The following is a 25,815-nucleotide window of genomic DNA, read 5'->3' as shown; positions in this document are numbered from 1 at the left end:
CAACACCGTCAGCCCAGGCTGACGGTGTTGTTTTGACTAACGAGCAACCGTTAAGAGGTTTAGCCGTGTCCCGTATAATCATGTTGATCCCAACCGGCACCAGCGTTGGTCTGACTAGCGTCAGCCTGGGTGTCATCCGCGCCATGGAACAAAAAGGCGTGCGTTTGAGCGTATTCAAGCCTATCGCCCAGCCTCGCGCCGGCGACAACACGCCCGATCAAACCACAACCATTATTCGCGCCAACTCATCCATCAATGCGGCTGAACCGCTGCAAATGAGTCGTGTTGAAGCGTTGCTGAGCGCCAACCAGCAAGATGTACTGATGGAAGACATCATTGCCCGCTACCATGAAAATACCAAAGATGCGGAAGTAGTGCTGGTTGAAGGTCTGGTTCCGACGCGTAAACATCAGTTCGCCAATGCGCTGAACTATGAAATCGCCAAAACCCTGAATGCGGAAACCGTCTTCGTACTGGCGCTGGGCAATGATTCACCCGCACAGTTGAAAGAACGTATCGAACTGGCCAGTTCCAGCTTCGGCGGCAGCAAAAATAAAAACATCACTGGCGTGATCATCAACAAACTGAATGCGCCGGTGGATGAACAAGGTCGTACCCGCCCCGACCTGTCTGAAATCTTTGATGATTCCAGCAAGGCCAATATTGCGAATATCGATCCGAAACAACTGTTTTCCAACAGCCCGTTATCGATACTGGGTTGCATTCCGTGGAGCTTTGACCTGATTGCCACACGTGCGATTGATATGGCAAAACACCTTAATGCCCGTATCATCAACAAAGGGGATATTCAGACTCGCCGCGTTAAATCCGTGACGTTCTGCGCACGCAGCATCCCTCATATGCTGGAGCATTTTCGTCCCGGCTCCCTGCTGGTGACGTCTGCAGACCGTCCTGACGTGCTGGTCGCCGCTTGCCTGGCCGCCATGAACGGCGTGGAAATCGGCGCGCTGCTGCTGACTGGCGGTTATGAAATGGATCCCAGCATCAGCAAACTGTGTGAACGCGCGTTCCAGACCGGCCTGCCGGCGTTTATGGTTGACACCAACACCTGGCAGACTTCGCTTAGCCTGCAAAGCTTCAACCTCGAAGTACCGGCTGACGACCACCAGCGTGTGGAAAAAGTTCAGGAATACGTAGCTCGTCACATCGATACACAGTGGATCGATTCACTGAGCGCCCAATCCGAACGTTCACGCCGCTTGTCGCCGCCGGCATTCCGTTATCAGTTGACCGAACTGGCGCGTAAAGCCGGTAAACGTATTGTTCTGCCGGAAGGTGATGAGCCGCGTACCGTTAAAGCCGCCTCTATCTGTGCTGAACGTGGTATCGCTCATTGCGTACTGTTGGGCAACCCGGAAGAGATTCAGCGCGTCGCGGCGGCTCAGGGCGTAGAACTGGGTAAAGGCATCGAGATCGTGGATCCGGTTGCCGTGCGTGAACGTTATGTTCCGCGTCTGGTTGAACTGCGTAAGAGCAAAGGCATGACCGAAGTGGTTGCCCGCGAGCAACTGGAAGACAACGTGGTTCTGGGTACCCTGATGCTGGAACAGGGCGAAGTTGACGGTCTGGTTTCTGGCGCGGTTCACACCACAGCCAACACGATCCGTCCGCCGTTGCAGTTGATCAAAACCTCACCGGGCAGTTCTCTGGTTTCTTCCGTGTTCTTCATGTTGCTGCCGGAGCAGGTTCTGGTTTACGGCGACTGCGCCATCAACCCGGACCCAACGGCAGAGCAACTGGCTGAAATCGCCATTCAGTCCGCGGATTCCGCCCTGGCTTTCGGTATCGACCCGCGCGTGGCGATGATTTCCTACTCTACCGGCAACTCCGGCGCTGGCAGCGATGTGGAAAAAGTACGGGAAGCAACTCGTCTGGCTCAGGAAAAACGCCCTGATCTGATCATTGACGGCCCATTGCAGTATGACGCGGCTATCATGGCGGACGTTGCCCAATCCAAAGCGCCGGATTCGCCGGTTGCAGGTAAAGCGACCGTGTTCATCTTCCCTGATTTGAACACCGGCAACACCACCTACAAAGCAGTACAGCGTTCAGCCGACCTGATCTCCATCGGACCAATGCTGCAAGGTATGCGCAAACCGGTCAACGACCTGTCTCGCGGCGCACTGGTAGACGATATCGTTTATACGGTTGCCCTGACTGCGATCCAGGCCACTCAGATCTAACTGACCAACTTGTCGCCAAACAAAGCGCCAACCTTTCGGTTGGCGCTTTGTTTTTTTATTCCGAATAATGAATGGAATCAAACGGCGACGTCTAGACAACAGCAAAAGCGTTACAAAAAACGCTTATTTCCCGGTTTCAGCCGCTTCGCTGTCACCCGGCGCCTGACTATCAAGCGCTGCGTTAGCCGGCGCTTCACGAACCACCGGTTTGCCATAATCCTGCTCGTTGTAACGCGTTAACCACAGCGACAACGCTTTGAGTGAATCAGGAGTGAATTCGTCACAGCGTGCGGTGATTTCTTCCGGCGATAACCAACTGACTTCATCAATTTCAGCTTCCTGCAACGCAAACGGCCCATGCGTAACACAACTGAAAAGTCCGCCCCATACACGGCAATTCTCGGCCTCGTAATAAAACAGGCCATGTTCAGCAAACGGCACGCCAGCAATACCAAGTTCTTCTTCGGCTTCACGCCGTGCGGATTCAAGCATCTGCTCGCCGCTTTGCACCACGCCGCCCGCCGTGGCGTCTAACCAGCCCGGATAAAAATCTTTGCTTTCGGTACGACGCTGCACCAGAATCTTGCCCATGCCGTCATGTACAACAATGTAGGTAGCCCGATGACGAAGGCTCTGAGCACGCATCTGCTGACGACTCGACTGAGCGATTACCTCATTGTTTTCATTGACGATATCTACCCATTCGGTGCCTGCTGACTGACTTTGTTCCGCCATCCTCTGAAACCCTTTCTATTAGCATGTCTGTTTTAAATAATAGATTTTACTGACAGATAAATTAGTGCCAAATTTCTACCTGTGCAATAGGCTCGCCATCCGACAAAGAAAGAACGCGCAACACATCATCTTCCAGTGTCCCATAGCTCGCCGGGTAGCCGCCTTTCGGCAGGCTGACCGAACCCGGATTAAAATGGTATATCTCCCCGCGCTGTTCGGCGACCGGGATATGAGTATGTCCATAAACCAATACATCGCCAACATTTAGCGGTGGTAAGTTGTCAGGATGATAGAGGTGACCATGCGTCAGGAAAAGGCGATTTTTCGGCAATAGCACATGTTGCCAAGGCGCGGTGACAGGAAACGTCAGCAGCATCTGATCCACTTCGCTATCGCAATTGCCGCGCACCGCGATAATACGTTTGGCATAGCCATTCAGACGTGCCGCCACTTCAGCTGGCTGGTAGTTGTCCGTCAACGGATTACGCGGGCCATGATTTAGAAAATCGCCCAGCAGGATTAACCAGTCTGCGCCGCTATGTTCAAAGTGGCTCAGTACCCGTTCTGTCGCACTCAAAGAACCGTGCAGGTCCGATGCAAACATCAACTTCATCGTTTATCCCCAACGTGTCGTCATTAACAATCGGGCCTAGTTTAACAAAGTTGGACAAGGGGGCTTAGTATGAATTCAGTATAATTCACGCGACAATTCGTCCCGCCCACAAGCGCGCGGCAACATTGGATGATTAACGCAATATAGGTAAAGATGGTGGCGGTGTAATTCGTCCGTGCAGCGCCGGGTTATCACTTTCATCTTTAAGTTGAACGCCCGATAAGCGGCGCTGAAAAGATTGCTCCAGCAACCAAGCCAGCTTGAATGCCGCCTGAGGATAATCCAATCCTTCAGGACGAATATTCGAGATACAATTACGCTCCGATTCAAGCCGACGAGTATGCGGTCCCCAGGTCATGTAAACACTCAGGCTGTCCGGCGATGATAAACCGGGCCGTTCGCCAATCAGGATCGCCACCGCTTTGGCTTGAATACATTCACCGATATCATCACCCAACGCGACGCGGGACTGATGGGCCAGTACGACGGGCGCCAGAGAAAGTCCCAGTAGTTCCAGATACGGTTGTAGCGCCAGAATGAATGGCACGGCCTGCCGATGCACCGCTTTGGAAGACAAACCATCTCCGATAACCAACAGCAGATCCGCCTGCCGAACGGATGAATTCATCAGTAATGTACGGCTTGCTTCCGACAACCGGCGACCTAAATCCGGTCGGCACAGATACTGTTCCCGCGTCGGCGCCGCGCTGCGAACCGTCAGCGTTTTCAATCCAGCCTGCTCCAACGCATTCGCCAGCGTTTCGCTGTCAAACGTCTGATGAACCGAATCCCGCGCCTGCGCATGGGCCATGCCGAACTTTAATAGCTCGCGGGTCGGCATGCTCGCGCCGGTTCGCCCCAGTGCGATGCGCGCGGCGGTAAACTCGCGCAGCGTCTCCCAGGGGTTGTCATGAATCACCTCTCTCATAAACGCCCCTCCAGATAGGGTTGATGTTGCAACAGCGGGTGTTGGCCGCTGGTGTCGCATAAACGTCCCTGAGCATCAATGATGCGCATTTTTTCCAGCCATTCACCGAACTCAGGCGCGTGTTTCAGCCCCAACAACTCACGGATATAAAGCGCATCGTGGAAGGACGTGCTCTGATAATTGAGCATGATATCGTCCGCGCCGGGTACCCCCATCAGGAATGTCAGTCCGGCGTTGGCAAGCAATGTCAGCAGCGTATCCATGTCATCCTGATCGGCCTCGGCATGGTTGGTATAACACACGTCGCATCCCAGCGGGACGCCCATCAGCTTGCCGCAGAAGTGATCTTCCAGACCGGCGCGGATGATTTGTTTACCGTCGTACAGATATTCTGGACCGATAAAACCCACTACCGTGTTCACCAGAAAAGGGGAAAAATGCCGCGCCACCGTATAAGCGCGAGCTTCACAAGTTTGCTGATCGACGCCATGATTGGCGTTCGCCGACAGACAACTCCCCTGCCCGGTTTCAAAATACATCACGTTGTTGCCCAGCGTACCGCGTTTCAGGCTTAACGCCGCCTGACGCGCCTCTTCCAGCGTCGCCAGATTAAAGCCGAAGCTACTATTGGTCGCCTCAGTACCGGCGATGGACTGAAAAACCAGATCGACCGGCGCGCCACGCTCCATCAGTTGCAGCGTATTCGTAATATGCGTCAGCACGCAGGATTGCGTGGGAATGTTAAAGCGGCTGATCACATCGTCCAGCATATAATTCAGCTTTTCCAGCAGCGGCAGACTGTCGCTGGCAGGATTGATCCCCACCATGGCGTCACCACTGCCATACAGCAGCCCATCGAGCATGCTGGCGGCGATACCTTTTAAATCGTCCGTCGGATGATTAGGCTGCAACCGCACGCTGATATGGCCCTCCAATCCAAGCGTATTGCGAAACCGGGTGATCACCCGGCACTTCTTCGCCGCCAGAATCAAGTCCTGATTGCGCATCAGTTTACTGACGGCGGCCGCCATTTCCGGCGTAATACCCTTTGCCACCCGCGCCAATAAAGCACTGTCCGTTCGTTCGCTTAACAACCAGTCGCGGAAATCCCCGACGGTCAGGTGCGAAACCGGCGCAAACGCCGCGTCATCATGTGAGTCCACAATCAACCGTGTGACCTCATCCTGTTCGTAAGGAATAAGCGCCTGCTGCAAAAAGGTCTTCAACGGCAAATCCGCCAGCGCCATGCGCGCCGCCATGCGTTCTTCCGCGCTTTGCGCCGCCACCCCCGCCAGAAAATCACCGGAACGGGCGGGAGACGCTTTCGCCATTAGCTCACGCAGATCGCGAAAACGATAGCTGCGGTGACTCAGCGTTGTCTGATACATCCATTCGCCTCGAACATTAAGTGGAGACAGTCCGCCATCAGATAACGGACTGTCATTTTCAGTATGAAAAACCGTGGGTTACTTAGACGCCGTCAACTGCGGATCAAACGCCGCCGTATCACGCGACGATCCGGTCAGACGGAACCAGCCATAACCCAACAGCATCATGGCCGCAAAAATCATCGCCAGCAGCGTGTTGTAATAAACCATCGCCGCCAGGCAGATCGCCGCCATCACCAGCGCGAAAGCAGGCGCGAACGGATACCACGGCGCACGGAACGGACGCGCCAGATCCGGTTCGCTACGACGCAGCTTGAACAGCGACGCCATCGACGTGATATACATAACAATGGCACCGAATACCGACATTGTCACGATATTGGCGGTGAGCGGTTGACCGCCGATGGTCACCAGCGAATCGGAGAAGATCGCGGTGATACCGACAACGCCTCCCGCCAGAATAGCGCGATGCGGAGTTCGGAAACGCGTATGTACGCAGGCCAGTGGTTTAGGCAGATAGCCTGCGCGGGCCAGCGCGAAGATCTGGCGGGAGTAGCCCATGATAATGCCGTGGAATGACGCCACCAGACCAAATAACCCCAGCCACACCAGCATATGCAGCCAGCCGCTGTTGCTGGCCACAATCAGCTTCATCGCCTGAGGCAACGGATCGTTGATATTCGACAGTTGACGCCAATCGCCTACGCCGCCGGCAAAGAGCATGATGCCGATCGCCAACATCGTTAAGGTCAGGATACCGCAGATGAAAGCGCGGGGAATGGTGCGGCGGGGATCCTTGGCTTCCTCAGCCGCCATCGCCGCGCCTTCGATCGCCAGAAAGAACCAGATGGCAAAGGGGATCGCGGCAAAGATGCCGGAGAGCGCGACCGAACTGAATTCATCAGAGCCCGCCCATCCGCCGCTGGCGAAATTGCTCCATTCGAAGCCCTGCGCAACCACGCCCATAAACACCAGCAACTCGAAGATCGCCAGCAACGTGACCAACAACTCAAACGTCGCCGCAATACCGACGCCAAGAATATTGAGTCCCATAAATATCAGATAAGCGCTGACCGCCACCCATTTTGGATCCAATGACGGGAACTGCACATTCAGATAGGCGCCAATCGCCATTGAAATGGCTGGCGGCGCAAACACAAATTCAATCAACGTGGCAAAACCGGCGATAAAGCCTCCGGTCGGGCCAAACGCGCGATAAGCGTAAGCGAACGGGCCGCCGGCGTGGGGAATCGACGTGCTCAGTTCGGTGAAGCTGAAAATAAACGCGCAATACATCGCGGCAATCGCCAGCGCGGTGATCAGAAAGCCTAATGTCCCGGCCTGCGACCAACCATAACTCCAGCCAAAATACTCACCCGAAATCACCAGACCCACGGCAATGCCCCATAAATGGAAACTGCCCAATGTCCGTTTTAATCCCGGTTCTGCTTTATTGTTTTCCATCCTGCCATCCCCTGATATCGATATAATATTCAGGGATGTTGCAAAGACTGTACCAGATGACAGCAAGGGTTGACCGCAAGCGGCCTATCGGTTCTTTCCCACACCACGACTATGCTGCTGCTCCGTTTTGAGACATCCTGCTCCGCAATGCGGCAACTAATGCGTACTTTGAGGGCATTTCGCCGATGTGCCCGCTAAATGTAACGCAATTTCCCATCAGATCCCCACGCTATTTGGTCAAGATTAAGGCGATAATCAGCCTGATCGCCCTATACTATATGATTGAGCCGACAGTAAACGGTCAACGCAGGTGATAATACTTACCATCACTTACGCTTATGTTCCCGGAGGGAAAATGGTAGGGTAACTTGCCGACGATTCAGAAACACCCGCTTGACCCAATAGTAACGTTTGACGGAACATCGGCGTATCAATCATCACGCCATACCACCCTATTTTTCTGAAGTGAAACGTTTTTCTGAAGTGAAACGGAGAAGCCAGTCATGATCGATCTTTATTACGCCCCGACGCCTAACGGCCACAAAATCACCCTATTCCTGGAAGAAGCCAATCTGCCTTATCAACTTCACCAGGTGAATATCGGTACGGGTGAGCAATTCAGGCCGGAGTTTCTCGCCATTTCGCCCAATAACAAGATCCCGGCGATTGTCGATCACCAGCCAGCCGACGGCGGCGAGGCCATCAGTCTGTTTGAGTCCGGCGCCATCCTGCTTTATCTGGCCGAAAAACACGATGTCCTGCTCAGCAAAACGCTACGTGAACGCACCTCAACCTTGCAATGGCTGTTCTGGCAAGTGGCGGGATTTGGCCCTATGCTGGGACAGAACCACCATTTCAACCACTATGCCCCTCAACCGGTTCCCTATGCGATTGAGCGTTACCAGCAAGAAACACAGCGTCTTTATTGTATACTGAACAAACAGTTGCAGGGAAAAACCTGGCTAGCCGGGGAACACTACAGCATTGCCGATATCGCGACTTACCCGTGGGTTGTCTCTTATGCTCGTCAACGTATCGATCTGGATGATTATCCGGCGGTAAAAAGCTGGTATGCGCGTATCAGCGAACGTCCGGCAACGGAACGTGCCTATAAGCTGGCGGAACAATGAAAAAATAAGCGAGGCCGGATATGCAATTACTTATTACCGGTGGAACCGGTCTGATCGGACGTCATCTGATCCCGCGGTTACAACTGCTTTCTCATCATGTCACCGTACTTACCCGCGATCCCGAGCGGGCGCGACGGATAGTGGGCGATCAGGTGGAATACTGGTCCACGCTGAACAATAAAACCTCACTTAACGGTTTCGACGGCGTCATTAATCTGGCGGGCGAGCCGATTGCCGATAAACGATGGACGCCCCAACAAAAACAGCGTCTGAGCCAGAGTCGCTGGAACATTACCGAACAGATCGCCAACCTGATCAACGCCAGCAGTGAACCGCCTTCCGTGTTGATTTCCGGTTCCGCGGTGGGCTATTACGGCGATCAGGGCGCGGCGTTGGTCACCGAAGATGAAACGCCCGCCAATGAATTTACCCATCATCTGTGCGCTCGCTGGGAAGCGCTGGCGCAATCCGCGGAGAGTGAAAAAACCCGCGTCTGTCTGTTGCGTACCGGCGTTGTACTTTCCGCGCAAGGCGGCGCTTTGTCCCGGATGCTGCCGATTTTCAGGTTGGGACTTGGCGGGCCGATGGGGTCAGGGAAACAGTATATGCCGTGGATTCATATTGACGACATGGTGAACGGGATCCTTTATTTGCTGGATAACCCGATACTTAGCGGCCCCTTTAACATGGTTTCGCCCTATCCAGTGCGTAACGAACAGTTTGCGGCTATGCTGGCGCGCGTGCTCAATCGCCCCGGCTTTCTGCGTGCGCCCGCTTTCGCCATCAAACTGCTGATGGGAGAAGCCTCAACGCTGGTTCTGGGCGGACAGCGCGCATTACCGCAGCGTCTTGAAGCCGCGGGGTTTGGCTTTCGTTTCTTTGACCTGGAAGAAGCGTTGAGAGAGGTAGTGACGCCAAAAGATGCCGCGCAAGCTGGCTGACCCGCAGGACAGCCAGCCCGACTTTTACTTCAATGCGCCGGACAGAAACTGCTGCAAACGCGGGCTTTTAGGGTTGCCGAACACCCTGTCAGGCGGCCCTTCCTCCTCGATCACGCCTTGATGCAAAAAGATCACATGGCTGGAGACGTGGCGTGCAAACTCCATCTCGTGCGTCACTACCACCATGGTTTTTCCCTCTTCGGCTAACTGTTGCATGATCCGCAGCACCTCACCCACCAGTTCGGGATCGAGCGCCGACGTCGGTTCATCAAACAACAGCACTTCCGGCTCCATCGCCAACGCGCGCGCAATGGATACCCGCTGCTGTTGACCGCCGGACAGATCAGCCGGATATTTATCCTGCGCCGCGCCGGTAATCCCCACTTTATCCAGATAGAAAACGGCGCGTGCACGGGCTTCCGCTTTGCTCAGCCCCAATACCTGTACCGGCGCTTCCATAACGTTTTCCAACGCCGTCATAAAGCTCCATAGATTAAAGTGTTGAAACACCATGGTCAGGCGAGTACGCAGCAACTGAAGTTGTTTTTTATCAAACACTTTCAACTGACCATCATTATCACGCACCATCCGAATTTCCTGATCGTTGACGTGGATCGTCCCTTCGCAGGGTTTTTCCAGAAAATTGATGCAGCGTAGCAAGGTGCTTTTACCGGAACCGGATGATCCGATAATGGAAATCACGTCCCCGGCTTTAGCCTGCAATGAAATACCTTTCAACACTTCATGCTGACCATAACGTTTACGCAGTTCCGTCACCATCAGCTTAATATTCGACATGCTTGGTTCCTGCTTTTAATGGGATGAACGGGTATTAAGATGACGCAACCAGCGCTGTTCCGCTTTTTTGAACAACCCGATTAATACAAAAGAAACCACCAGATAGATCACCGCCGCGATACCAAACGCCAGAAACGGCTGATAGGTGGCGGCGTTAATATCACGAGCGACTTTCAGAATATCCGGCACCGTGACGGTAAACGCCAACGCGGTGGAGTGCAGCATCAATATCACTTCGTTGCTGTAGGCGGGCAATGCAATACGCAGCGCGCCCGGCAAAATGATATGACGATATTGTTTAAAGCGTGAGAAGCCGTAAGCTCTGGCCGCTTCGATTTCACCGTGAGGAACCGAGCGAATGGCACCGGCGAAAATCTCAGTGGTATAAGCACAGGTGTTCAACGCCAGCGCCAGGATCGCGCAATTCAGCCCGCTGCGGAAAAACGCGTTTAACAGGTCAGTACCACGCACAATTTCCAGGCTATAAACACCGGAATAAAAAACCAACAGTTGAACATAGAGGGGCGTACCGCGAAACACATAGGTAAACAACCAGACCGGCAAGCTGAATCGTCGTCGCGGCGATACCCGCGCCACCGCCAGCGGCAACGCCAGAATACCGCCGATCGTCACCGAGGAAATCAGCAGCCATAAGGTCATCGCCAACCCGGTCATGCGGTAACCGTTGCTCCACAGCAGCGGCTGCCAGTATTGTTGCAGGATCTCACTCATAGTTTACTTTTTTGACTCCCTGCGAGTAGTGTCTTTCCAACCACCACAAGACGCCGTTGGATATAGTGGTAAAAATCAGGTACAGCACTGCGGCGACGATGGCAAAGTAAAAGGGTTCATGCGCACCCTTACCCGCCAGTTGCGTCGCCTTGATAACGTCATTCAACCCCAGTAACGATACCAGCGCCGTGGCCTTTAAAATAACCTGCCAGTTGTTGCCGATCCCCGGCAAAGCAAAACGCATCATGGCTGGAAACATGATCCGGCGGAACACTTTGATTGGCGAAAAACCGAAAGCCACGGCAGCTTCAATCTGTCCGGGCGGCACCGCCAGAAAAGCGCCCCGGAACGTTTCCGTGAAATATGCGCCGTAGATGAATCCCAGGGTAATAATACCCGCCGTCATCGGATCAATATCGATCTGGCTGATGCCCGCCGTCTCGGTGAGGCTGTTCAGGGTGATCTGTAAACCATAGAAAATCAACAGCATCAGAACCAGATCCGGTACGCCACGGATCAGCGTGGTATAGCAGGAGAAGCAGCCCGATAACAATCTGCTGGCGGAGAGCTTCGCCCCCGCGCCAATCAATCCGATGATCAATGCCAGTAGCAGTGAGCTAATCGCCAGTTCCAGCGTGATGACTGCGCCATCCAGAATGAGTTGGGAATAGCCATAAAGCATTAATCATTTCCGTTCAGAGTAAAAAGAGAGGTTGATGAAATCACACATGATTACCAGACAAAAAACATCGGGGCGAAGCGACAAGCTTCATCCCCGAATTCAGACAGTGCAGAGGTGGTTAGCCGCCGTAAACATCAAAATCAAAGTATTTTTTCGCAAAGATATCGTAGGTACCGTCTTTACGCATTTCTGCAAACGCTTTGTCCAGCGCGGCTTTTAGTTCAGTATCCGCTTTACGCAACCCCATGCCGGTGCCTACGCCAAAGAACTTGTCGTCTTTAACCGCCGGGCCGGCAAATTCATAGTCTTTACCCGCGTCTTGTTTCAGGAAGCCTTCGCTGCCCGCCACTTCATCCTGAAACGCCGCATCGATACGGCCAGCCGTTAAGTCGGCATAGACCAATTCCTGATTCTGATAAGCGACGATCTCAACGCCTTTGGGCTGCCAGAGTGCATTCGCGTAGGATTCCTGCGTCGTTCCCTGCAATACCCCGACACGTTTGCCGCCTAACGACGCCACGGTAGGTTCAATGTTCGCGCCTTTTTTAGCAATCAGACGCGAATTAGCGGCATACAATTTCTCAGTAAAAGCAATTTCCTGCTGACGTTTTTCAGTAATGGAGAGAGAGGAAATAATGGCATCTATTTTTTTGGCTTTCAGGGACGGGATCAACGCATCAAAATCACTTTCGACAAACGTACAGTTGGCTTCAATACGCTTACACAATTCTTTGGCGAGATCGATATCAAAACCGACTAATTCGCCGCTGGCGTTTTTAGATTCGAAAGGTGCGTAAGTCGGATCAGTACCAATTTTAATATTTTTAGGAATGGCGGCCATCGCGCTGCCTGCGGCCAGAATGAATGCCAACGGTAGAATTTTCACTAGTTTTTTCATATTGCTACCCTTACCATAAGTGATTGAGGTCAAAAGTCAGTCATCGTTAATTAACGGTTTTTATCGATGTAAAAATGAATGACGGGATTGCTGTTTATGTGTCGTTACGAAACATAGCAGTTTTCATGCCATATTTAAAATACGGCGATAGGAACAAAACCAAAGGCAACCACTCCTATTAAAAGCAATCTATTTAATTGATTTTAATACTTTCTATTGATAGCGCCAGGGCAGGCGCGAAGCCGGTTGGCATAATGGTAGTCGTCAGCATGCACCATAATAGTGCTCATATGTGCAAACATGGAGTAATGTTAAAAAAAAGCCCCACGAATGAGCATTGAGTCTGATTTATTGCAAACAGAATAGCCTTTGGTCATCACGAACCTTGCCAGCGGGTAAAGAGATCTTGCGGCAGTTCGATATCAAACTGATCAAGCACGCGGTTGACGGTTTGATCGATAATACCCTGCACAGTTTGTGGGCGATGATAAAAAGCAGGCACCGGCGGCATGATAATCGCCCCAAGCTCGACAGCCGTCGTCATCATCCTTAAATGCCCCAGATGTAATGGCGTTTCACGCACGCAAAGCACCAGCGGGCGACGCTCTTTCAGCACCACATCCGCCGCTCGCGTCAGCAGGTTGTCACTGTAGCTGTGTGCAATGCCTGACAGCGTTTTTATCGAGCAAGGTAATATGACCATGCCATCGGTTTTAAATGACCCGGAAGAGATGTTGGCGGCGATATCGCGGGTGTCATGTACCACATCCGCCAGCGCCTGCACTTCGCGCAGACTGAAATCAGATTCCAGGGAAAGCGTCTGCCGGGCGGCATTGCTCATGATAAGGTGAGTCTCTATTTCCGCCGCGGTCTGCAAAACCTGCAACAAGCGGATGCCATAAATCACACCGCTGGCGCCGGAAATACCTATTATGAGTCGCTTCATCAATACTGCCTCTGGCTGATTCGTTGGTGATTCACCGATACGAATAAGTGATTTGCGCTGACTTTGCCGTAATGATCAATGATAAGCAAGAACAAGAAACCATTAAAAGCAGAAAGGGAGTACGCCGCAGCGTGCTCCCTTTCTCATCTCGTTATCCCCGGCATCTCCCAAGCGGCGGGCGCGTTGGCTTCCCGCACACCTCGATATCTATTGGGTATAGTGTTCAGCCTTCGTTGTGTAATTCCAGATCTTCGACTTCGCTCTGACCGCGCAATGCTTTGGCATCATCATTACGCAGCATTTCCAGATAATCGAGGTAACCCTGATCGACGTCCTTGGTCACATAGATGCCATTGAAGACAGAACATTCAAACTGGGTGATATCGGGATTATCTTCACGCGCCGCGGCGATTAAATCGTCCAGATCCTGGAAAATCAACGCGTCGGCGCCGATGAGTTGGCGAATCTCTTCCACTTCACGCCCGTGAGCGATCAACTCATTGACGCTCGGCATATCGATGCCATAGACGTTAGGGAAACGGATTTCCGGCGCCGCGGAAGCCAGATACACGCGTCTGGCGCCCGCTTCGCGGGCCATTTCCACGATCTGTTCGGACGTGGTGCCACGCACGATGGAGTCATCAACCAGCAACACATTCTTATCGCGGAATTCCGCACGGTTGGCGTTCAGCTTACGGCGCACCGATTGACGACGCGCCTGCTGGCCCGGCATGATAAACGTCCGACCGACATAACGATTCTTCACAAAGCCCTGACGATACGGTTTGTTAATAATGCGCGCGATTTCCAGCGCGATATCACAAGACGTTTCAGGGATAGGAATAACCACATCGATATCCAGATCTTCCCATTGACGTGCAATCTTTTCGCCGAGCTTCTGCCCCATCCGTACCCGAGCGCTGTAGACGGAAATTTTGTCGATGAAAGAGTCCGGGCGCGCAAAGTAAACATACTCGAACAGACACGGATTGCTCTTCGGATTTTCGGCACACTGGCGGGTAAACAACTGGCCTTTCTCCGTGATATAAATCGCCTCTCCCGGCGCGACATCACGCAGAAATTCAAAACCCAGCGTATCCAACGCGACGCTCTCTGAAGCAACCATATATTCACTGCGTCCATCTTCCAGATCGCGTTTACCGATCACCAGCGGACGAATGCCATTCGGATCGCGGAAAGCAACCATTCCGTGACCGATAATCATGCCGACACAAGCATAAGCACCGCGAATTTGCTGGTGCGTCGCAGCAACTGCCGCAAAAATATTATCGGCTTCCAGCGGATAATGCTGGAAACGATCAAGCTCTCTGGCAAAAATGTTTAACAGAATTTCGGAATCAGAGGTGGTATTGACATGACGACGCTCCTGTTCGAACAGCTTTTTACGCAGTTCGTGCGCATTAGTCAGGTTGCCGTTGTGCGCCAGTGTGATCCCGAACGGCGAGTTAACGTAAAAAGGTTGCGCTTCCGATGCGCTGGAACTGCCTGCGGTGGGATAACGCACATGACCAATACCCATATTGCCTTGTAAACGTTGCATATGTCTGGCTTCAAACACATCCTTCACCAGGCCATTGGCCTTACGCAGGCGGAAACAATTTAAGTCATTAATGGTGACAATGCCTGCTGCATCCTGCCCACGGTGTTGCAACACCGTTAACGCGTCATAAATCGACTGGTTGACCGGTGTAAAACCGGCGATACCGACAATACCGCACATGGTGTCTTTTCCTCATCAGCGCTACCGCAGCGTTATGTGCTGCGGCAAGAAACTTGACGTGCTTTGCAGGTAGTCAAAAAACCACCTGATAATATAACTGAACTGCGGGATTAACTGGGACTGCTTCCAGTCGGCACTCTGTGAAAAACCGGTAAAGGTATCCAGAAAGAATAGCAGCGCGGAGACAATCAACACACCGCGTAACGCGCCGAAGCAAACGCCCAGTACACGATCGGTGCCCGATAATCCAGTGCGTTCAACCAGTGAACCGATCACATAATTGACGATAGCACCCACAATCAACGTCGCAATAAACAGAATGGCAATAGCGATACCGTTACGTACCAGTTCGTCATCAAAACGGGTGAAATAAATCGCGAGATAGGCATAGTACTGGCTGGCGACAAAAAATGCGCAACCCCAGGTCACCAGCGACAACGCTTCACGAACAAATCCCCGAATCAGGCTAACCAGAGCCGAAAATCCGATGATGCCAATAATGACGTAATCAACCCAAACCATGAACCATCCTAATAATGAACCAGATTACCGGTAAGCCGCGACGTCATCCTGTTCGCGGCGAATTCTAACAGAAAAAAAAAACGTTTGCGTAGCGTATTTCCGCCGATTTTATCAATAGCCGATAAACGCTGGCGCAACGCCTTACCGTACGCTATGCGACCTCACCTGACCACTCAATCCGCTCAGCCGTTGCAGCTCGCCCAATGATGCCTGCAACTTCTGTCTGGCCGCATCAGGGCCGACATAAATACGGGTAATCTGCCCCGCAACCGGCGTGGCGGGCACGGTATAGGCGCGATAGCCGGAGAGACGCAGTTTGGCGACAATTTCATTCACCTTGTCCGCATTTTTCAACGCGCCCAGTTGCACGATATAGGCTTGTCCGGCAGGCGCTTGTTCTGCGGCGGGCATTTCCGTTCTGGCTTCAGGTTTTGTTTCAGGTTTCGGTTCCGGTCTGGTTTCCGCCTTGGGCTTCGCCTCCGGTTTAGGCGGCGCTTTGGGCGCGGCCGGGGCTTGAACCGGCGGACGTTCAACCACTACTGGCGGCGCCGTCACGTCCGCAGGCGGATTCGCGGCGGGCGGCGCATTTTCTGTAGGCGCGGCCGTATCCTCAAGATCCGGCGCCAACGATTTATCCTCCATCGCCGCCTTCGCCCCTTCCGAGGGTTGGCTCAACAATGACTGGTTCAGCGGCGGCAACGCCTCCATCTCATTGCTGTCTCCCGGCTTGGGGATCAGCGGGATGGCGGCGAAATCATCCTCATAATGCTTCTTTTCACCATCCAGCAGACCGGGCAAAACAATCACGCCCAGCGCGACGATAATAATCGTCCCTACCAGGCGATTCTGAAATTTACTCGCCATAGGTTTTCTCCTCATCCAGCGCTTCCATCACCTGCGCTACCGTATGAAAAGATCCGCACACAATGACGATATCCTGTTCCGTCGATGCCGCCATCGCCTGACGCCAGGCGCTGGCGACATCAGAGAACGACTGGCTGTGATGCAGATGCTCGGTCAGTTGTCCAGCGGTAGCGCCACGCTGGACATCCAGCGGTGCGCAATACCATTCATCCACCAGCGGCTGTAAACAGCTCAATGTGCCGGGAATATCCTTGTCCGCCAACATGCCCGCCACGGCGCGGATTTTCCCCGCTGTCGGCAAGGCCGCCAGCCGACTGGCGAGATACGCGGCAGCGTGCGGGTTGTGCGCCACATCCAGAATCAGCATTGGTTTTTCGCGCACAATCTGAAACCGGCCAGGCAGCGTCGCTTGCTTCATCCCCTGCCGAATGGCGTCTTCGCTCACATTGAGCGGCGAATAATTCAACGCCGTCAGCGCGTTGGCCGCATTTGCCAGCGGCACATTCGGCATTGGCAATCCTGAAAGCTCGCGCTGTTTGTTCTGCCAACTCCAACTGTCGCGCTGGATGGAGAAATCCCAGTCCCGACCACGGCGCAACAACACCGCCCCGGTTTCATGGGCGACATCGGCGATTGACGGCGGCATATTCGGTTCCCCCACCACGGCGGGTTTACCCCGGCGGAATACGCCGGCTTTTTCTCTGCCGATGCTATCACGATCGTTGCCCAGCCAGTCAGTATGATCGAGCGCGATACTCGTCACCACGGCGACGTCGGCATCCACGATATTAGTCGCGTCGAGGCGTCCCCCCAGACCGACTTCCAGAATGACCACATCCAGATTCGCCTGCCTGAACAGTTGCAACGCCGCCAACGTGCCAAATTCGAAATAGGTCAGAGAAACCGTCCCTCTTCCCGCCTCAATATCGGCAAACGCCTGACAATGACATGCTTCTGGCAACTCCGCGCCCTGAATGCGCACTCGCTCGGTATAACGCAGCAAGTGCGGAGAGCTATAGACGCCGACGCGCAGTCCGGCAGCGATCAATATCGATTCCAGCGTACAGCAGGTCGTACCCTTGCCGTTGGTGCCGGCGACGGTAAAGACCACCCTGGCGGGCTGTAATAATTGAAGATGTCCGGCAACCTGCCTGATACGATCCAGTCCCAAATCAATGGCCTGAGCGTGCAGGCGCTCCAGATAATGAAGCCACGTGACCATAGGCGACGTGGCTTGGGGTATTTGAAGATTATTCATGAGTCCCGTTCACTGGCTTACGGTTCATTTTATACAGGAAGCGTAATATTGCCTGAGGCGGACTCACGCTTCCTGTTCATCGGTTCAGTTACACTGCATCCTGTGATTCGGCCGCGTCATCGACGTGGTTTTCAACCTCATCACCACCGGGTTCCGGCTGATTGGTCAATTTGGCCAGGATCGTCGCCAGTTTATACCGCATTTCAGGACGACGCACGATCATGTCAATAGCGCCTTTCTCAATCAGGAACTCACTGCGCTGGAAACCCGGCGGCAGTTTTTCTCGCACTGTCTGCTCAATAACGCGCGGCCCCGCAAAGCCGATCAGGGCTTTCGGTTCAGCGATATTCAAATCACCCAGCATCGCCAGACTCGCAGACACGCCGCCCATGGTCGGGTCGGTCAATACGGAGATGTAAGGCAAACCACGTTCACGCATTTTAGCCAGAGCCGCACTGGTTTTTGCCATCTGCATCAGCGACATCAACGCTTCCTGCATACGGGCGCCGCCACTGGCGGAGAAACAGACCAGCGGACATCCGTCTTCCAGCGCCTGTTCAACCGCACGGACAAAACGCGCGCCGACGACAGACGCCATAGAGCCGCCCATGAACGCAAACTCAAAAGAGGCCGCGACCACCGGCATGCCATATAATGTCCCTTTCATCACGATCAGGGCATCTTTTTCATCAGACTGCTTTTGCGCCGCAACCAGACGATCTTTATATTTTTTCGAATCCCGGAATTTCAGGATATCCTTCGGTTCCAGTTCGCTGCCTAACTCCACTGTCCCTTCTTTATCCAGGAAAGCTTGTAAGCGATCACGCGCGGAAAGACGCATGTGGTGGTCGCACTTGGGGCAAACCTCCAGATTACGCTCCAGTTCCGCACGATACAGTACCTGACCGCAACTATCACATTTCGTCCAGACACCCTCAGGAATGTTCGCTTTACGAGTCGGGGTGATGTTGCTTTTGTTAAGAATTCGTTCAATCCAGCTCATTGATAACCTTTCTGCTTGAACCTGGCACATGCCAGTCCGCTGTTCATGCGTCAACTATTGCCTGACAACATTTATTCCCTGACGACATTGCTAATTAAAAAAATACCTGAGATCCGCGTTAATCGCGATACTGAGGCATTGGCATCAAGGATTGTTCCAGGAACAGACCATAAATGCCGCCCATTAAACCATAACGACCCGGCGCTGTGGAAAAAAAACTGAGTTAAACCGGATGTTAAAACAGGTTTCACTTATTTCACACCGCCGCGGTTTGCACTGCTGCGCGCCGCCGCTCGCCGGTGCCGGATAATCTCGACAACGCCCGGCAGAATTGAGACAACGATAATCGCGACAATCAGTAACTTCAGGTTCTCCTGCACAATCGGCAGGTCACCGAACAGATACCCCGCGTAGGTGAATAAAATAACCCACAGCAACGCGCCAATAACATTATAGGCCGCAAAATGACGATAGCTCATCTGCCCCATCCCGGCGACAAACGGCGCAAATGTTCTCACAATAGGAACAAAACGCGCCAGAATTATTGTTTTGCCACCGTGACGCGCATAAAACTGATGCGTTTTGTCCAGATAGCTGCGCCGGAAGATTTTTGAATTCGGGTTACTGAACAGCTTATCGCCGAACAAACGGCCAATCGTGTAGTTCACCCCGTCGCCCAGGATCGCCGCGGTAATCATCAGGAAAACCATCGTATGCACATTCAGGTCATTCGATGGCAGCGCCGCCAGCGCTCCCGCCACAAATAGCAAAGAATCGCCCGGCAGAAACGGGGTGACGACCAGCCCGGTTTCACAAAACAAAATAAGAAACAGAATGGCATAAATCCAGACACCATATTGTGCGACCAGTTCCGCCAGATGCACATCAATATGTAGAATAAAATCAATAATAAACTGTATAAATTCCATAAAAACGTCTCTTTTGATAGGTGGCGCCAATATACAGCGCACCCAAAGATATCGCCAAAACCCATCATTCATCAGTCGTCATGCAAAAACAGCGGCCCCATCGGGGGCCGCGGCAACGCAAAACGCTCAGGATAATCCACCGAAACCAGATATAAGCCTTCCGCTTTGGCCGTCGCCGCCGCCAGAGTGCGATCTTTGGCCGCCAGCAACGCCGCTATCCACGTTTCCGGCTGATTGCCGCAGCCGACTTCCATCAGACTGCCGACAATGTTGCGCACCATATGGTGTACAAACGCATTGGCTTTAATATCTACCACGATATAAGCCCCATGACGCGTAACCTTTAAATGATTTACATTGCGCCACGGCGTGCGAGACTGGCATTGCACGGCGCGAAACGAGGTAAAATCGTTCTCACCCAACAGGCATTGCCCCGCTCGCGCCATCCGCTGCGCATCGAGCGGCAGATAGCAGTGCGTGACGCCCTGAGCCAGTACCGCCGGACGATAGCGGTGGTTATAGATGACATAACGATAGCGGCGCGCTGTCGCACTGAAACGGGCGTGAAAATCATCATCCACCGTTTTCACCCAACGCACGGCGATATCCGGCGGCAAATTCGCATTCACCCCCATCGTCCAGGCGGCGTCTTTACGCACCGCCCGCGTGACAAAATGCACCACCTGCCCTGTCGCATGCACGCCCGCGTCGGTCCGGCCCGCACAGAAGACAGTGATGGGTTCATCCGCCACCTTGCTCAAGGCCTGTTCAAGACAGCCCTGCACGCTATCGACTTCCGCCTGACGCTGCCAGCCATAATAGCGGCTGCCATCATATTCAATTCCCAGCGCAATTTTCACCACAGCAGGATCGTCTGCCGGGGCCGCCTGCGCCAACATCGGTTCCGTCATTACCCCAGATACTCCCGTACCAGACATTCCGCGGTTTCCACTGCCATCAACGCGCCGCCAAAACGCACGTTATCCGCCACCGACCAGAATTGCAGTTGTTCCGGGATGCCGTAATCATTGCGCAAACAGCCGATGCTCAGGCGAATGTTGCCAGAGGCGTCATCCACCTGCGTCGGGTAGTCCTGTTCATCGCTGATCTGAACCTCATCAACCTGCAACAATTCGTCACGCGCTTCTTCCGCCGCCAGCGGGCGCAGGGCTTCCAGATGAACGACCTGAGCATGGCCGTAGAACACCGGCGACTGAATACAGGTAACAGAAAGCGGCAATCCCTCATCCTGTAGCACCTTGCGCACTTCATCCACCAAACGGCGCTCCTCACACACGCTGCCTTCGTTATCCGGCAGCAGAGGCAACAAATTGAACGCCAACTGTTTGGGGAATATACCCGTTTCTGGCGGAATGCCGTTCAGCAGACGCGCGCTTTGCCCCGCTAAATCATTCACCGCGGCTTTGCCGCGCGCGGAAACCGACAACATGGCGGTAACGTGCAGACGGGACAGGCCCGCGGCCTCCGTCAGCGGCTTGATGGCCACCAGCAGTTGGCTGGTCAGGCTGTCCGCCACCGCGACAAGGTTGCGATTACGGTAATCCGCCAGCACATGGGTATTCACGCCCGGCACCACCAGCGGCACATCCGGCTCCAGCGCGAACAGGCCGCTACTATCTATCACCAGACAACCAGCGTTGCTGGCTTCCTCCGCATAGCGCTCGCTGGCCTCCTGACCGGCGACAAAAAACGCCAGTTGCGCCTGCGACCAGTCAAAATCCGCCACATCCTCGACCGGACAGGATTTTCCATTAAAACGTATGATTTCACCCACGCTACGTTCGCTGGCCAGCGGATAGAGTTCACCCACCGGAAATTCACGTTCCTGCAACAGTTCCAGCAACGCTGAACCCACTGCGCCCGTTGCGCCCAGCAGAGCAATATTCCAGCCGTCAGACATGTGGTTGTTCTCCCAAATTGATAAATAACACATCCACGTACACAAAAGACGCCAGCCTGCGCAGCATGCCAGAGGCGCGGACATGGTGTTTATGGGCGGATTAATTAACGATGATCTACCGTTGCATAAAATCCCAGCTTGTTCAGACACGCTGCGCTGGCGCTGTCGGTACAGATGACATGGAGCGACGACCATTCGCGTCGTTCCTGATAATGTTTGCGCAGACGATCAAACCCGCCGTCCTGATGGGCAACCTGACGTAACAGGGCATCATCCCGGCGCACATCATACACCAGATGCACCAGTCGCTTTAATAACGCTTGGTTCAGGGGCAAAGTCAGCGTCAGCGTGGCGAATTCCGGCGCGGGCAATAATGAAGACAGAGCAACCTGTTGCGGATCACCGATAAACTCGCTCCAGGCTGCGAAAATCTGTGTGGTGCCGCGGGCTTTACCTTCGAGGGTATAACCGGCAATGTGCGCCGTACCGATATCGACCCGCTCCAGCAATTCGGTGGACAGCGCCGGTTCCGGCTCCCAGACATCAAGGATCACGCTGAGTTGTTTACCGCGCTTCAGGACAGCGAGCAAGGCCGTATTATCCACCACCGGCCCACGGCAGGCATTAATCAGAATGCGTCCATCGGCGAAGTTATTGAGCACGGTTTCATCAATCAGATGTTCCGTCTTGTAAGGGCCTTGCGCGTACAGCGGCGTATGCAGGGTTAAAATATCGGCGTCCCGCACCAACGTCTCCAACGGCAAAAACGCTTCGTCATCAACACGCGCCGCTCTGGGCGGATCACACAACAGCGTTTTTACGCCCCACGCCTGCAATCGGGCATTCAACCTGCCGCCCACATTGCCTACGCCGACAATCCCCACCGTTTTGTCGCGCAGTTGAAAGCCATCACGTTCAGCCAGCATCAGCAGGGAAGAAAAAACATATTCGACCACCGCGATAGCGTTACAGCCTGGCGCGGCGGAAAAACCGATACCGTTCGCCGCAAGCCAGTTCTGGTCAACATGGTCGGTGCCTGCCGTCGCGCTGCCGACAAATTTCACCGCTGCGCCGTTCAGCAGTTCCGCATTGACGTTGGTCACCGAACGCACCATCAGAGCATCGGCGCCCTTCAGGGCTTCAACCGGCAGCGGACGCCCTGGAACCGCCCGCACCTCACCCAGACGGCTAAACAGTTCGCGAGCATACGGCATATTTTCATCAACCAGAATTTTCATTTCCTTCCCCGGTAACCTGTTACCCAGCCAAAAAGAGGGAAGCTATTTTGCCACTGAATGAGGGGGAAGCCCATCGCTATCGGCTTTTGATGATCCCGCCGCTCCAGCGCAATCATCACGATTAACGCTGGGTTTGGGCTGTTTTGCAACTATCGAAGACGACCAGAGCTTGCTATGATTCCGCTCATTAACTTGCGGTGAGGATAGCCAGTATGCAACCTGTCAGCGGCCCTGGGGCCCCACTGCCCGGCGAACGTTCGGCCAACGCCACGACGCCTGCCACCACCACCGGCCTGACCGCCGCCCGCGGCGGCGATCAGCCGCTCACTCCGGCGCAACGCACCACCCTTGAGAATTTGGTGTTAAAAGTGGCGGCGCTGACGACATCGAAAGCCACGGAAGTTTGGAGCAATGTCAGACAAGAGCTCGGATTGACGGAAAACGCGGAATTGCAATCTCGTCACTATCAGCCCGCCGAACAGTTGCTGCAAACACGATTAACGCAAGCGCAGGATAACGGCGAGCGCCAGCAACTGCTGCAACGCGTGACCGACATGCTGTCGCAGGGGAATAACCGTCAGGCCGTCAGTGATTTTATTCGCCAGCAGTTCGGCCACACGGTACTCGGTTCGCTCAGCAACGCGCAGTTAAAACAGGTTGTGACGCTGTTGCAACATGGGCAGTCGCCGCTCTCGACAACCGCCGCGGGTAGCGCTCAGGCGACGTCTAATGCCCCTGATCGCCCTCTGCTCCCTGCCGAGCAGAACAGTTTAAATCAGTTGGTAAGCCGAGTGGCCGCTCAGACCGGCGAGCCGTCATCCAGAATCTGGACGACGCTGATGACCATGCAGAATTTAACGACGGGCGATGCCATTCCCCTGAAAAATCTGCAATTGCTGACCCAGTTTCTGCAAACGCAAGTGACGCTGCAACAAGCGATTCAATCGCAGCAAGCATCGTCATTATTATCGCCACAACAAGCCGCACAACCAAACACAGCGGGCAATGCCATCACGGGACAGCCCGCTTCGACCAATGGCAATTCGCCCGCCTTGACCAACGCGACGCTCGCGACACCACCGGGCGCAGCAACGCCGACCGCGTTTGCCGCCTCCCCGCTCGCCGTACTGCAAGGCGCATTACCACAACCACTCTCGGCGCAAGAGCAGCAAATGCTGCTGGATTACACCCAGGCGCGTTTTGCCCCCGGCTTACAAACGCCGCTCACGTTGATGCAGATTAATGATGTCCTTACGTTCCTGTTTACTCAGCGTCTACAGCGCGCACAGGAAAGCGATGGGGCGACCTCGCCGCTGTATCCGCACCCGCTGTTCAACCCATTGATTGCGTCGTTGCCGCTGAACTGGCAAGCCCTGTTCCACAGACCGCTGTTTCTGGTGATTGTCAGCCTCTGCGTCGTCGGCTTTCTGTTATGGATTTTGCTCTGAGCGTGGTTCGACGGCGAAATGCCGCGTTTAAGCGAAGTAAAAACAAGGCGGGGAACTATCAGAAAAGTAACGGGATATTAAACATAGCGACGGATGTCTCCGCCGCTATGTTCATTCATCAGGCAACAGCGATTACTGTTCGAACTTGCTCATCACCAGAGCGGCGTTGGTTCCGCCGAAGCCGAAGCCATTCGACATGACCGTCGTCAGCTTGCGCTCGGTTGGTTCGGTGATGATGTTCATCCCCACCGCATGCTCATCCAGCGTATCGATGTTGATGCTTGGCGCAATAAAGCCATGCTCCAGCATCAGCAGGGTATAAATCGTTTCCTGTACGCCCGCGGCGCCCAGAGAGTGACCGGTCATCGCTTTGGTGGCGGAAATGGCCGGGACGTTGTCGCCGAACACTTCACGAATCGCGCCCAGTTCTTTCACATCGCCCACCGGGGTAGAGGTGCCGTGCGTATTGATGTAATCGATCGGCGCTTTAACGTCCTGCAACGCCATTCTCATACAACGCACCGCGCCTTCGCCGGAAGGCGCGACCATATCGGCGCCGTCGGACGTCGCGCCGTAGCCGATAATTTCAGCGTAAATGTGCGCGCCACGCGCCAGCGCGTGCTCCAGTTCCTCGACCACGACCATGCCGCCGCCGCCCGCGATAACAAAACCATCGCGATCCGCGTCATAAGTACGTGACGCTTTTTCCGGCGTATCGTTATATTTTGTAGACAGAGCGCCCATGGCGTCAAATTCACAGGCCAGTTCCCAACACAATTCTTCACCGCCGCCAGCGAACACAATGTCCTGCTTGCCCATTTGAATTTGCTCGACCGCATTGCCGATACAGTGGGCGGAAGTGGCGCAGGCGGAACTGATGGAGTAGTTAACACCGTAGATTTTGAACGGCGTCGCCAGACAAGCAGACACGCCGGAACCCATCGCCTTGGTCACGACATAAGGGCCAACGGCTTTCAGACCGCGCGGGCTGCGCATGGCGTCGGCGCCGAATACCTGATAACGCGCCGAACCGCCGGAACCGGCAATCAATCCCACCCGCGGGTTGCACTGATAAGTCTCTGGGGCCAGCCCCGCATCTTCAACGGCCTGTTCCATCGACAGGTAAGCATAGATAGAGGCATCACTCATGAAACGTACAACTTTACGTTCAATAAGTCCGGTTGTATTCAGTTTGACATTGCCCCAGACGTGACTACGCATGCCGGAATCTTTCAACTCTTGAGAGAAAGTAATACCTGAACGTCCTTCACGCAAAGAAGCCAGAACTTCCTGCTGGTTATTACCTATGCTTGATACGATCCCCAGACCAGTAATCACTGCACGTTTCATTCAATACCTCTTCCACTTATAAATTTTGGGATTTCGCATCGCACTTTAGCGTACAGTTGTAAGCTGAACAAGTCCGATCAGC

General features: G+C 53.9%; 24 protein-coding genes. 4 read left to right on the top strand and 20 right to left on the bottom strand.

Annotated elements, in window-relative coordinates; all coding sequences use genetic code 11:
• Positions 1 to 80: 80 nt before the first annotated feature.
• A complete protein-coding gene (pta, locus tag DES54_RS02710; RefSeq protein ID WP_205680172.1) occupies positions 81 to 2,204 on the top strand; it encodes a phosphate acetyltransferase in 2,124 nt (707 codons plus the stop codon).
• A gap of 123 nt (positions 2,205 to 2,327) precedes the next feature.
• Here pta and yfcD read toward each other — a convergent pair whose 3' ends face one another.
• The 5 genes from yfcD to eat all read right to left on the bottom strand — a co-directional run bounded on the left by yfcD (position 2,328) and on the right by eat (position 7,332).
• Positions 2,328 to 2,939, bottom strand: coding sequence for an NUDIX hydrolase YfcD (gene yfcD / locus DES54_RS02705; protein ID WP_113865082.1), 612 nt, complete (start codon positions 2,937 to 2,939; stop codon positions 2,328 to 2,330).
• Positions 2,940 to 3,000: 61 nt separating this feature from the next.
• Positions 3,001 to 3,552: a phosphodiesterase gene (gene yfcE / locus DES54_RS02700; protein ID WP_113865081.1), complete on the bottom strand. Its 552-nt coding sequence runs from the start codon at positions 3,550 to 3,552 to the stop codon at positions 3,001 to 3,003.
• 133 nt (positions 3,553 to 3,685) lie between these two features.
• Entirely contained in the window at positions 3,686 to 4,480 is a 795-nt protein-coding gene (gene eutC, locus DES54_RS02695) for an ethanolamine ammonia-lyase subunit EutC (RefSeq protein ID WP_113865080.1), read from the bottom strand.
• A complete protein-coding gene (locus DES54_RS02690; RefSeq protein WP_113865079.1) occupies positions 4,477 to 5,868 on the bottom strand; it encodes an ethanolamine ammonia-lyase subunit EutB in 1,392 nt (463 codons plus the stop codon). The genes eutC and DES54_RS02690 overlap by 4 nt, the downstream gene beginning before the upstream one ends.
• A gap of 78 nt (positions 5,869 to 5,946) precedes the next feature.
• On the bottom strand, positions 5,947 to 7,332 hold the full coding sequence (eat, locus tag DES54_RS02685) for an ethanolamine permease (RefSeq protein WP_113865078.1): 1,386 nt from the start codon (positions 7,330 to 7,332) through the stop codon (positions 5,947 to 5,949).
• 503 nt (positions 7,333 to 7,835) lie between these two features.
• Between eat and yfcG the strand changes: the two genes are divergently transcribed.
• Positions 7,836 to 8,462, top strand: a complete 627-nt coding sequence (yfcG, locus tag DES54_RS02680; protein ID WP_113865077.1) for a GSH-dependent disulfide bond oxidoreductase — start codon at positions 7,836 to 7,838, stop codon at positions 8,460 to 8,462.
• Between the two features lie 20 nt (positions 8,463 to 8,482).
• A complete protein-coding gene (locus DES54_RS02675) occupies positions 8,483 to 9,403 on the top strand; it encodes a TIGR01777 family oxidoreductase (RefSeq protein ID WP_113865076.1) in 921 nt (306 codons plus the stop codon).
• A gap of 24 nt (positions 9,404 to 9,427) precedes the next feature.
• Here the strand turns inward: DES54_RS02675 and hisP are convergent, their stop codons facing one another.
• The 14 genes from hisP to pdxB form a co-directional block, all read right to left on the bottom strand.
• Entirely contained in the window at positions 9,428 to 10,201 is a 774-nt protein-coding gene (gene hisP / locus DES54_RS02670; RefSeq protein ID WP_113865075.1) for a histidine ABC transporter ATP-binding protein HisP, read from the bottom strand.
• A 15-nt stretch (positions 10,202 to 10,216) separates the two neighbouring features.
• The gene (locus DES54_RS02665; protein WP_113865074.1) at positions 10,217 to 10,933 is read right to left on the bottom strand and encodes an ABC transporter permease; all 717 of its coding nucleotides are present in this window, start codon (positions 10,931 to 10,933) and stop codon (positions 10,217 to 10,219) included.
• Entirely contained in the window at positions 10,926 to 11,615 is a 690-nt protein-coding gene (hisQ, locus tag DES54_RS02660; protein WP_113865073.1) for a histidine ABC transporter permease HisQ, read from the bottom strand. Before hisQ ends, DES54_RS02665 begins: the two co-directional genes overlap by 8 nt.
• A gap of 118 nt (positions 11,616 to 11,733) precedes the next feature.
• Complete coding sequence (locus DES54_RS02655) at positions 11,734 to 12,513, bottom strand: lysine/arginine/ornithine ABC transporter substrate-binding protein (protein ID WP_113865072.1); 780 nt, start codon at positions 12,511 to 12,513, stop codon at positions 11,734 to 11,736.
• A 376-nt stretch (positions 12,514 to 12,889) separates the two neighbouring features.
• The gene (locus tag DES54_RS02650) at positions 12,890 to 13,459 is read right to left on the bottom strand and encodes a UbiX family flavin prenyltransferase (protein WP_113865071.1); all 570 of its coding nucleotides are present in this window, start codon (positions 13,457 to 13,459) and stop codon (positions 12,890 to 12,892) included.
• A 223-nt stretch (positions 13,460 to 13,682) separates the two neighbouring features.
• Positions 13,683 to 15,200: an amidophosphoribosyltransferase gene (gene purF / locus DES54_RS02645; RefSeq protein ID WP_113865070.1), complete on the bottom strand. Its 1,518-nt coding sequence runs from the start codon at positions 15,198 to 15,200 to the stop codon at positions 13,683 to 13,685.
• A gap of 21 nt (positions 15,201 to 15,221) precedes the next feature.
• Positions 15,222 to 15,722 (bottom strand): colicin V production protein, encoded by a 501-nt coding sequence (gene cvpA, locus DES54_RS02640; RefSeq protein WP_113865069.1) that lies wholly within the window; start codon positions 15,720 to 15,722, stop codon positions 15,222 to 15,224.
• Positions 15,723 to 15,863: 141 nt separating this feature from the next.
• Complete coding sequence (gene dedD / locus DES54_RS02635) at positions 15,864 to 16,586, bottom strand: cell division protein DedD (protein WP_113865068.1); 723 nt, start codon at positions 16,584 to 16,586, stop codon at positions 15,864 to 15,866.
• Positions 16,576 to 17,844: a bifunctional tetrahydrofolate synthase/dihydrofolate synthase gene (folC, locus tag DES54_RS02630; protein ID WP_113865067.1), complete on the bottom strand. Its 1,269-nt coding sequence runs from the start codon at positions 17,842 to 17,844 to the stop codon at positions 16,576 to 16,578. Before folC ends, dedD begins: the two co-directional genes overlap by 11 nt.
• An 88-nt stretch (positions 17,845 to 17,932) precedes the next feature.
• The gene (accD, locus tag DES54_RS02625) at positions 17,933 to 18,847 is read right to left on the bottom strand and encodes an acetyl-CoA carboxylase, carboxyltransferase subunit beta (protein WP_113865066.1); all 915 of its coding nucleotides are present in this window, start codon (positions 18,845 to 18,847) and stop codon (positions 17,933 to 17,935) included.
• Positions 18,848 to 19,098: 251 nt separating this feature from the next.
• Positions 19,099 to 19,776, bottom strand: a complete 678-nt coding sequence (locus DES54_RS02615) for a DedA family protein (RefSeq protein WP_113865065.1) — start codon at positions 19,774 to 19,776, stop codon at positions 19,099 to 19,101.
• 71 nt (positions 19,777 to 19,847) lie between these two features.
• Complete coding sequence (gene truA / locus DES54_RS02610; protein ID WP_169050501.1) at positions 19,848 to 20,687, bottom strand: tRNA pseudouridine(38-40) synthase TruA; 840 nt, start codon at positions 20,685 to 20,687, stop codon at positions 19,848 to 19,850.
• Positions 20,687 to 21,697 (bottom strand): aspartate-semialdehyde dehydrogenase, encoded by a 1,011-nt coding sequence (locus DES54_RS02605; RefSeq protein ID WP_113865064.1) that lies wholly within the window; start codon positions 21,695 to 21,697, stop codon positions 20,687 to 20,689. The genes truA and DES54_RS02605 overlap by 1 nt, the downstream gene beginning before the upstream one ends.
• A 104-nt stretch (positions 21,698 to 21,801) precedes the next feature.
• On the bottom strand, positions 21,802 to 22,935 hold the full coding sequence (pdxB, locus tag DES54_RS02600) for a 4-phosphoerythronate dehydrogenase PdxB (RefSeq protein ID WP_113865063.1): 1,134 nt from the start codon (positions 22,933 to 22,935) through the stop codon (positions 21,802 to 21,804).
• 212 nt (positions 22,936 to 23,147) lie between these two features.
• Here pdxB and flk point away from each other — a divergent pair, with 212 nt between their 5' ends.
• A complete protein-coding gene (flk, locus tag DES54_RS02595) occupies positions 23,148 to 24,383 on the top strand; it encodes a flagella biosynthesis regulator Flk (RefSeq protein WP_113865062.1) in 1,236 nt (411 codons plus the stop codon).
• 132 nt (positions 24,384 to 24,515) lie between these two features.
• Here flk and fabB read toward each other — a convergent pair whose 3' ends face one another.
• On the bottom strand, positions 24,516 to 25,733 hold the full coding sequence (gene fabB / locus DES54_RS02590) for a beta-ketoacyl-ACP synthase I (RefSeq protein ID WP_113865061.1): 1,218 nt from the start codon (positions 25,731 to 25,733) through the stop codon (positions 24,516 to 24,518).
• Positions 25,734 to 25,815: the final 82 nt, after the last annotated feature.

This window comes from Brenneria salicis ATCC 15712 = DSM 30166 (assembly GCF_003315515.1).
GTDB classification, from domain to species: domain Bacteria; phylum Pseudomonadota; class Gammaproteobacteria; order Enterobacterales; family Enterobacteriaceae; genus Brenneria; species Brenneria salicis.
Note: the sequence above shows the minus strand (reverse complement) of the source record. Positions and strands in the feature narration are given on the sequence as shown.